Here is an 8,940-nt window from a genome sequence, read left to right on the forward strand (position 1 = left end):
GGCATCGAAAGATGCTGTGGACGGCGTTGGCCACAACTCACCGGACGAGTCGTGCCAGGCTAGAAGTAAAGACTTAGCAAAGGCTGAGAAAACCTGAGCCACAATGGCTATCGGCCTCAACATCGTCGATCTCACGTATTCCGTCCACCGTGACCTCCACCACTCGGGCTGTCGCGATATCGAAGAACAGACCGGAAAGCACCACCCCCCTCTCATCCACGCCGCGCCGCACCACCGGGTGCGCGTAGAGCGTCTCCAACTGCACCGCCACATTGACCATGCCGAGCTGATCGACGGGACCGAATCCCGCGGCCGCCGCGGCCTCGGCCACCACGTGCCCGAAACGGAATCGGTCCAGGCTGGGCCGGGCATTGGCCAGCCAGTCGTCCAGACCCGACCCCGTGACCGCCTCGGCGTGCAGCGCCTCCATCGCGCCGCATCCGGAATGTCCGCAGACCACCACCGAACGCACGTCGAGTTTGTCCAGGGCATAGACCAGCGCGGCCTCCATCGAGGAGTCCCGGCGATCAGCTGGGATCAAATTCCCGACATTGCGGACAGTGAACAGATCCCCGGGCCCGCTATTGGTGATGACATTGGGCACGATGCGCGAGTCGGCACAGGTCACGAACAGCGAATCGGGCTCCTGGCCATTTCGCAGCACATCCAGGTGCGGGAGCATCGCGTGGGCGTGGTTGCGGTGATAGGCCGCGACGCCGGCGACCACCGGATCCACCCGCTGCCCGTTGCGCCGCCACGGCGAGAGGACCTCGTCGACCATGTGCCGCGAATGCCCGCGCGCGGGCGGACCGGACACCGCGGCTGCCATCGTCGCGCTGCCGCGCTCCACGAACTCCACCGTGCCGCCGTCGGCCCGATGCTCGCCCACCCACTCCTGGATCGCGTCGTAGGCGGCGTGGTCCAGGAAGTCGACGGTCATCTCGATGGTGACGTCGGATCCGGTGGGCACCTTGGCCAATTCGGGCGCGAGCCGGGGCAGAGCCAGGAAGGTGAAGGTGCCGTCCACGGTCACCTTCCAGCGCAGCGGACCCACCTCGGCCGCGGACACCGAAACCCGGACCACGCGCCACAGCAGCAGCCCGAAGGCCAGCGCCAAGCCGAACAGCATGCCCATCAGCAGGTTCCAGAACACCACCACGGTCACCGTCGCGGCGTAGACCACCAGGTCGCCGTTGCGCTTGGCGAGCCGGATGTGGGCCAGCTTGATGAGCTGGATGCCGACCACGATGAGCAGACCGGCCAGCGCCGCCTTGGGAATCTGGCGCACCACCCCGACCAGGGCCACCGAGAAGACCAGGATCCAGAGCCCATGCAGCATGGTCGAAGACCGCCCGCGCGCACCGGCTTTGACATTGGTGATGCTGCGGACGATGACCGCCGCGATCGGCAGGCCGCCGATCAGACCGGACACCACATTGGCACTGCCCTGGCCGATCAGCTCGCGATCGAGGTCGGTGCGCCGGGCGGAGTTCTTCTGCATGCGATCCACCGCGACCGCCGAGAGCAGGGTCTCCACGCTGGCGATCAGGGCGACGGTGACGGCCATCAGCACGACCGTGCCCCAGCCGCCGTGCGGCACCTGCGGCAGGTTCAGCTCGTCGACGAGCGAGCCGTTCAGCACGATGTGCTCGACGCTCACCGGCAGGACGAAGGCGACCAGCGTGGCCGCGACCACCGCCACCAGCGGGGCGGGGATGGCGCGCACGCGTTCGGGGACGTGCTTCCAGCCCACCAGGATGGCGATGACGAGCAGTCCGACGAACAGATCGCCCAGGCGCGCCGAGCGCAACTGCCCGGGCAGTCCGGTGATCGCGTCCCAGGACGAGCTCAGCGAATTGCCGCCCGACAGGACGTGCACCTGCTGCAGGGCGATGACGACGCCGATCCCGGCGAGCATGCCGTGCACCACGACCGGGGCGATGGCCAGCGCGCCGCGGGCGATCCGGCTGAGCCCGAACACGATCTGTAACACCCCCGCCGCCACGGTGATGAAACAGGTGACGGCCCAGCCGAATTGATTGATGCACTCGGCGACCACCACGGTGAGGCTGGCGGTCGGACCGCTGACCTGCAGGGTGGAACCGCCGAGCGAACCCGCGACCAGGCCGCCCACGACGGCGGCGATGAGGCCGGCCGCGACGGGCGCGCCCGCGGCCACCGCGATGCCGATGGACAGGGGTAGGGAGACCAGGAAGACGACCAGTGAGGCCGGTAAGTCGTGGCGGATCAGGTCATGGAGGCCGGGCAGCGACGTCCGGGGAAGCTGTTCGGTGTCGGTGGACATATTTCTCCTTCGCCGGAGCGTTTTACGGCCCGGTTCATCGGTCAACATGTACTGGCATCGAGAGCGAGCGGCGGGCGAAGCTGTGTAGGCACGACGCTATTCAGAGCGGAACGGCGTAATCGTAAAGACTGTCCAAAGAAGCTGAAAAGAGTTTGCGGCACGTGGGGCGAACTTCTATCAAACTGTGACCTACACCACTTTGATCGAATGTCCAGTCTCTTGCCCGCGTACCAATTGGTCGCCTGTGTAAAACAGAAAAACCCGATGGTCACCACGCATCGAAACAAGAAGATGATCGGCGACCAGGGCCGCACACCGTCCATCCACGCAACGACCGGCGGCGAGATTCCCTCCCGGGCCGCCCGAGCCGCACACCGGCGACTTTCATGCAGCTACCTGCAACTCCACCGAGTACGCCGAGGCCGCGAAGAGAGCCGCATGCTCGATCGCCGAAGGCATCGACCGCGACGGCATCGAGAAATCCATCGACAATGAGACCCTAGGGAACCGGCGGGTCGAATTGACACCGAGTGCCGTGATCGCTAAGCCGCGACCACATTCCCAGACATTCGGTGCCGTCGATAATTCTCGGCGCCGACTTCAATGAGTCGAATTGACCGATTTGACCGTTATTCCGGGCGCAACGGTTCAGCAAAATTCCCGGACCGGCCCGGGGTGCGCGCGCATGATGGGAAGACGATCGTGATTCATCGATTGATTCGAGGGCCCGTCATGCCGAATCGCCGACTGCCGCTCTATTTACTGGCCGCCACGGCCTGCGCCGGAATTCTGGCCGGGCCCGCGGGGGCGCAATCGCCCGCCGTGTCAGCGGACGCGGAACTCGTCTATCAGGTCGCCACACTGGGCATCAGCGGGAGCGCCACCTGCGACGGCGGCGGGATCGCGGGGGTCGAGGTGGTGGACGGTTCACTGGAGCAGATGTTCCAGGGCGGGATCGGGGGGCCGATCGCCATCCGGCTCGACGGTCCGGTTCAGGTGGACTGCGACGGGGCGGCGCATCGGTGGACGGGCAATCTCGTGGCGCCCGGCCGGATTCTGCCGAACAGCTCGGGCGGGCAGGTGACGGTGAACCTGACCCGGGGGCAGAGCACGATAGCCACGACCGGACCGCAGCCCGCGTACATCGTGGGCTGAGGCAACCGGCACGACCTCGCGAACGCCACGGCCGCAGCGCATTTCATCCGCCGGCCGCGGCACCCGGATTCAGCGCTGTTTGAGCACCTCTTGCGCCAGCGCCCGATATTGGTCCGCGCCACGCGATTTGGGCGCCCACGAGGTGATGGGCTCACCCGCGATGCTGGCGTCGGGGAAGCGGACCGTGCGCGTGATCATCGTTTCGTAGACCTGCTCGCCGAAGATCTCCTCGACCCGGGTGAGCACCTGACGCGCGTGCAGCAGCCGGGAGTCGAACATGGTGATCACGATGCCGAGCATGTTCAGCCGGGGATTGAGCCGCTCGCGGACCTTCTCCATGGTGTCGGTGAGCAGCGCGAGCCCACGCAGGGAGAAGAACTCGCACTCCATGGGGATGATCACGCCGTCGGCACAGGCCAGCGCGTTCACCGTGAGCAGGCTCAGCGCGGGCTGACAGTCGATCAGGATGTAGTCGTAGCGATCGCGCAGCGGTTCGAGGACCCGGCGCAGCGAGTACTCGCGAGCCACCTCGTTGACGAGCTGAATCTCCGCGGCGGACAGGTCGATATTGCTCGGGAGCAGATCCAGGCGCTCCACACCGGTGTGCAGCAGCACCTCGTCGACCGGCGGCGTATCTTTGCCGATCAGGTCGTACACGGTCATGGTGAGGTCGTAGTGGGACACCCCGAGCCCCGCGGACAACGCGCCCTGCGGATCCAGATCGACCAGCAGCACCCGCTGCCCGGCTTCGGCCAGTGCCGCGCCGAGATTGACCGTGGAGGTCGTCTTTCCCACTCCCCCTTTCTGATTGCACAGCGCGATGATCTGCGCTTCGGCTTGTGGCGCCTGGGACCGAATCTCGGATTTGTCCGCACTGATGACAGTCACGATCCGCCGACACTCCTCTTCGTTGCTTGCCCCCGACCGCTGCCACCCCAACCAACAGGGCGAACCGGACACGAGCAGTTTGCCGAAATGTCGCTAGGTTAACCGAGAAATCGGACGAAACGCGGGAACGCCACGTGTTGATTGACAACAGCCGTCACATCAGTCACGTAAGGCATCAACGGTACCAAAGCAATTGGATCGCATCCCCGACGGCCCCGCCGCCGGAAGGGATTTCAGCGCCTGGCCGACGGCCGGGCTAATTTCAGTTGCTCGTACCGCGGCGCGGCGGCTCGACCCGTACCAGGCCGGACTGGAACGCGATCACCACGAGCTGGGCGCGGTTCTGCACACCGACTTTCGACATCGCGCGCTGCACGTGGGTGCGAACGGTCAGCGGGCTGACGTACATCCGCTCGGCGATCTCCTCGTTCGACAGCCCCTCCGCGACCATCGCCACCACCTCGCGCTCCCGCGCGGTGAGCACCTCGAGCGATTCGGCTGCGCTCACCCGGCTTTCGGGGCGGGCGAGATAGCGCGAGATCAGGGTGCGGGTCGCGGTGGGCGAGAGCAGCGCCTCCCCTGCGGCGACCGCCCGGATCGAGCGCAGCAGCTCCTCCGGACCCACGTCCTTGCCCAGGAAGCCGCTGGCCCCGGCGCGAAGGGCCTGCGCCACATACTCATCGAGTTCGAACGTGGTCAGGATGAGCACGTGGGTCTCGTGCAGGGCCGGATCGGCGCAGATCTCCTGGGTCGCCGCCAGGCCGTCCATCCCGGGCATGCGAATATCCATGACCACGACGTCTGGTCCGGTCGCACGCGCCAGATCCACTGCCTCCCTGCCGTTTCCGGCCATCCCGACCACTTCCATGTCCTCGGCCGAATCGATCAGCAGCCGGAAGGTCCCGGCGAGCAGGGCTTGATCATCGGCCAGCAGTACCCGGATGGTCATGGTTTGTCCTCGTGGTCGGCGACGCGGGGTGGCTCGAGCGGAAGTTCGGTGGTGACTTCGAAACCGCCGTCCGGACGACGGCCGGCGCGCAGGTGACCGCCGACCGAGACCGCGCGCTCGTTCATGCCGATCAAACCGTAGCCCTGGTCATCGTCCGCCGAATCAGGCTCCGCGCGAACGGTTTCGGACCCGCCGTCATCGCTCACGCTGATGGTCAGCAGCAGCCGGGAGTAGACCAGGCGCACGGTCGCGGTCGCGGTGCTCGCGTGCTTGGTGACATTGGTCAGCGCCTCCTGGATGATGCGGTAGGCGGTGAGATCCGCGCCGGGCGAGAGCGGGCGCGGCTCGCCGGTGACCGAGAGCTCGACCCGCAGTCCGGTGCGCTCGAAAGAGCCGAGCAGCTCGGACAATTGATCCAGGCCCGGGGTCGGCTCGAGCGGGGCGTCCGAATCGTCCTCGCGCAGCAGTCCGACCGTGGCCTTGAGTTCGCGCAGGGCCGCGGAGGTGGTGCCGGCCAGCTGGTCGAGCATCTCCTGCGCCTGGTCCGGCTGGCTGCGCAGAAGGTATGCGGCGGTGGAGGCCTGGGCGTGCGCCAGGGCCATGTGGTGGGCGACGATGTCGTGCAGTTCGCGGGCGATGCGCACGCGCTCCTCGCCGACCCGCTGGCGCGCTTCCTCCTCGCGGGTGCGCTCGGCCAGTTCGGCGCGCGCGTGCAGGGCCGCGAGGTAGCCGCGCCGGCTGCGCCCGGCCTCGGCGAACGCGCCCGCCACGAGCACCGCGGCTATCAGGGTGATGCGGCCGCCGGTGAGGATGGGCGTGAAATCGTGCACCAGCGAAGCCAACAGCAGCGCGCCGCCCGCGAGCACCGGCGCGAGTTTGGCGGTGCGCAGATCCGCCGCCCAGATGCCCGCCGAGTACGCCGCCACCAGCGCCGCGCCCGCGGTGAGAATCGACGGCTCGAAGCCGCACACCGCGATCGCGACACCGCAGCCGGTCGTGACGCCCAGCACCGCGAGTGGAAAACGCCGGCGCCACAACAGCGCCAGCGACGCCGTGCACGAGAGGCCGAAGACCACCAGCGAGGCCGGTTGGTCGACCACCGGCCCGCGGCCGTCGCCGTGATCGATCAGGCGGCTGGCGTAGGTGGCCAGCGCGCACAGCAGCACCGCAACCATCACGTCGACGGCCCGGCTGTGCCGGCGCGGCCACTGCGACCATTCGGCGGTCATGTGCGCGTCCCTTCTCGTCGTTGAGAACCCTAATCGGCGGGCCGCACCGGGACCGGTAGGCCGCCCCACCCGGGACGGCCCACCTGGTGCGCCGGTCGCTAGGCGCGCGCGTCCTCGAGTTCGCGCACGGGGGCGGCGGGCTCGGCGTGCTCGGTCAGCGCCTCACCCTCCACGTCCACGTTCGGCAGGATGCGGTCCAGCCAGCGCGGCAGCCACCACGCCTTGTCGCCGAGCAGGGCCAGCACGGCCGGGACCAGGGTCATGCGAACCACGAAGGCGTCGAAGAACACCGCGGCCGCCAGGCCCAGACCCATCATCTTGATCATGGGCTCGCCGCCGCCGACGAAGCCGGCGAACACCGCGATCATGATCGCCGCCGCGGCCACCACGACCCGGCCGCTGTGCCGGAATCCGGTGACGATGGCGTCGGTCGCGCTCTCACCGTGCGCGAAGGCTTCCCGCATGCGGGTGACCAGGAAGACCTCGTAGTCCATCGCGAGGCCGAACACCACGCCGATCAGGAAGATCGGCATCATGCTCATGACCGGGCCCGTCTGATCCACGCCGATGAGACCGGCCAGCCAGCCCCACTGGAACACCGCGACGATCACGCCGAAGGCCGCGCCGACCGAGAGCAGGAACCCCAGCGCCGCCTTGATCGGCACCGCGATGGAGCGGAACACCAGCATCAGCAGCAGGATCGCGAGTCCGACCACGACCGCCAGGTACGGCAGCAGGGCGTCGGCCATCTTCTGCGAGACGTCGATGTTCATGGCGGTCGCGCCGGTGACCAGCACGGTCGCGCCCGTCGCGGCCTTGAGATCGCCTGCCTCGCCGCGCAATTCGTGAACGAGGTCCTTGGTTTCGGTGGAGGAGGGGCCGGTGGCGGGCACCACGGTGAGCATGGCCGCGTCTCCGGCCTGGTTCGGGATCGGCGGCGTCACCGACACCACGCCCGCGGTCTCGGTCAGCGTGCGCGAGATCTGCTCCAGTGCCCCTTGCGGATTAGCGACGCCCGCGAGATCCACCGCGATGGTGAGCGGGCCGTTGAACCCCGGGCCGAAACCGGCGGCGAGCGCGTCGTAGGCACGGCGCTGCGTGGTTTCGGTGGACTGGGATTCATCGCCCGGCATGCCGAGCTCCAGGCTCTGCACCGGCAGCGCCAGCACGCCCATGCCGACGAGGCCGATCAGCAGTACCGCGACCGGGCGGCGCACGATGAACCGGGCCCAGCGGGTGCCCATGCCGGGCTTGTCCTCGCGCAGCTGAGCGGCGGCGGCGGCGTTCACCGCGTCCGGGGTCTGTTCGCCTGTCGCCTTGGCGGCCTTGCGGAAAGCGCGCGGCATGACCGCGTTCTGGAAGAAGCCGAGCAGCGCCGGCAGCAGGGTCAGCGCGATGGTGACCGCGACGGCCACGGTGCCCGCGGCGGCCAGGCCCATCTTGGTGAGCGCGGGGATGCCGACGACGGCGAGACCGGCCAGCGCGATGATTACGGTGAGGCCGGCGAAGACCACCGCCGAGCCCGCGGTGCCGACGGCGCGGCCCACCGCTTCCTTGGCGGTGTACCCGTCCGCGCGTTCGGTGCGGTAGCGCGAGACGATGAACAGCGCGTAGTCGATGCCGACGGCCAGGCCCAGCATCATGGCCAGTGTCGTTGTGGTGGTGGACATTCCGATCGCCACGATGGCGGCGATGCCGACGCCGATGCCGATCAGCGCGGTCAGCAACGGGAGTCCGGCGGCGGCGAACGCGCCGAAGGTGATCATCAGGACGATGGCGGCGATGGCCACGCCGACGAGTTCGGTGGCCGCGCCCATCTCGGGTTCGGGCATCAGCGCGGTGCCGCCGATCTCCACGGTGACGCCCGCGGCCTTGCCGGCCTCGATGGTGTCCGTCAGCGCTGTCTTGGTGGCGTCGGTGAGCTGATCACTGGTCTCGCCGTAGCTCACGGTGGCGTAGGCGGTCGTGCCGTTGGCGCTCACCGCGCCGGCCTGGAACGGGTCGAGTACGCCCTTCACCTGCGCACCGCCCGCCACCGAGCCGATGACCTGCTCGACCGCGGCTTGATTGCGCGGCGAGTCGATCCGCTGCCCATCGGGGGCTACGAAGACGATACGCGCTTGCGCGCCATCGGATTTGGTGCCCGGGAAGCGCTCCTCGAGCAGGTCGAACGCCTGCTGGGATTCGGTACCGGGAATGGAGAAGGTGTCCGGCGGCGGTGTGGGCGCGGCGGCGGCCCCGACCACCAGCGCGCCCATGATCCCCACCCAGAGCAGAGCGACGAGTCGCCGCTTCTCGAACGCGATCCGGCCGAGCCGGTACAGGAGTTTCGCCATGCGATCATGCTCGTCCGGGGCCTTCGTAGTCGGCATCGTGCGAGCGGAGGCCGTCGCGCGTACTGCAACGGCAGTACG

At 68.2% G+C, this 8,940-nt stretch carries 6 protein-coding genes; 1 reads left to right on the plus strand and 5 read right to left on the minus strand.

Features of this window, described 5'->3' with window-relative positions:
* Positions 1-73: 73 nt before the first annotated feature.
* Complete coding sequence (locus ABZ319_RS24705; protein WP_354988845.1) at positions 74-2,305, minus strand: SulP family inorganic anion transporter; 2,232 nt, start codon at positions 2,303-2,305, stop codon at positions 74-76.
* Positions 2,306-3,037: 732 nt separating this feature from the next.
* Between ABZ319_RS24705 and ABZ319_RS24710 the strand changes: the two genes are divergently transcribed.
* Positions 3,038-3,460 (plus strand): hypothetical protein, encoded by a 423-nt coding sequence (locus ABZ319_RS24710; protein WP_354988846.1) that lies wholly within the window; start codon positions 3,038-3,040, stop codon positions 3,458-3,460.
* A gap of 69 nt (positions 3,461-3,529) precedes the next feature.
* On the opposite strand, the gene ABZ319_RS24715 is transcribed toward ABZ319_RS24710, so the two are convergent.
* The 4 genes from ABZ319_RS24715 to ABZ319_RS24730 all read right to left on the minus strand — a co-directional run bounded on the left by ABZ319_RS24715 (position 3,530) and on the right by ABZ319_RS24730 (position 8,898).
* Positions 3,530-4,348: a ParA family protein gene (locus tag ABZ319_RS24715; RefSeq protein WP_354988847.1), complete on the minus strand. Its 819-nt coding sequence runs from the start codon at positions 4,346-4,348 to the stop codon at positions 3,530-3,532.
* A gap of 262 nt (positions 4,349-4,610) precedes the next feature.
* Entirely contained in the window at positions 4,611-5,297 is a 687-nt protein-coding gene (locus tag ABZ319_RS24720; protein WP_354988848.1) for a response regulator transcription factor, read from the minus strand.
* Positions 5,294-6,526 (minus strand): sensor histidine kinase, encoded by a 1,233-nt coding sequence (locus tag ABZ319_RS24725; RefSeq protein WP_354988849.1) that lies wholly within the window; start codon positions 6,524-6,526, stop codon positions 5,294-5,296. The genes ABZ319_RS24720 and ABZ319_RS24725 overlap by 4 nt, the downstream gene beginning before the upstream one ends.
* A gap of 98 nt (positions 6,527-6,624) precedes the next feature.
* Positions 6,625-8,898 (minus strand): MMPL family transporter, encoded by a 2,274-nt coding sequence (locus tag ABZ319_RS24730; RefSeq protein ID WP_354988850.1) that lies wholly within the window; start codon positions 8,896-8,898, stop codon positions 6,625-6,627.
* Between the last annotated feature and the right edge of the window lie 42 nt (positions 8,899-8,940).

The sequence above is a fragment of the Nocardia sp. NPDC005978 genome (assembly GCF_040614455.1).
Taxonomy (GTDB): Bacteria; Actinomycetota; Actinomycetes; order Mycobacteriales; family Mycobacteriaceae; genus Nocardia.

What these genes read in the sequence shown, in the direction of transcription:
- ABZ319_RS24705 (WP_354988845.1), bottom strand. Translation starts at nt 2,305, where the DNA reads ATGTCCACCGACACCGAACAGCTTCCCCGGACGTCGCTGCCCGGCCTC.
- ABZ319_RS24725 (WP_354988849.1), bottom strand. Translation starts at nt 6,526, where the DNA reads ATGACCGCCGAATGGTCGCAGTGGCCGCGCCGGCACAGCCGGGCCGTC.
- ABZ319_RS24710 (WP_354988846.1), top strand. Translation starts at nt 3,038, where the DNA reads ATGCCGAATCGCCGACTGCCGCTCTATTTACTGGCCGCCACGGCCTGC.
- ABZ319_RS24720 (WP_354988848.1), bottom strand. Translation starts at nt 5,297, where the DNA reads ATGACCATCCGGGTACTGCTGGCCGATGATCAAGCCCTGCTCGCCGGG.
- ABZ319_RS24730 (WP_354988850.1), bottom strand. Translation starts at nt 8,898, where the DNA reads ATGCCGACTACGAAGGCCCCGGACGAGCATGATCGCATGGCGAAACTC.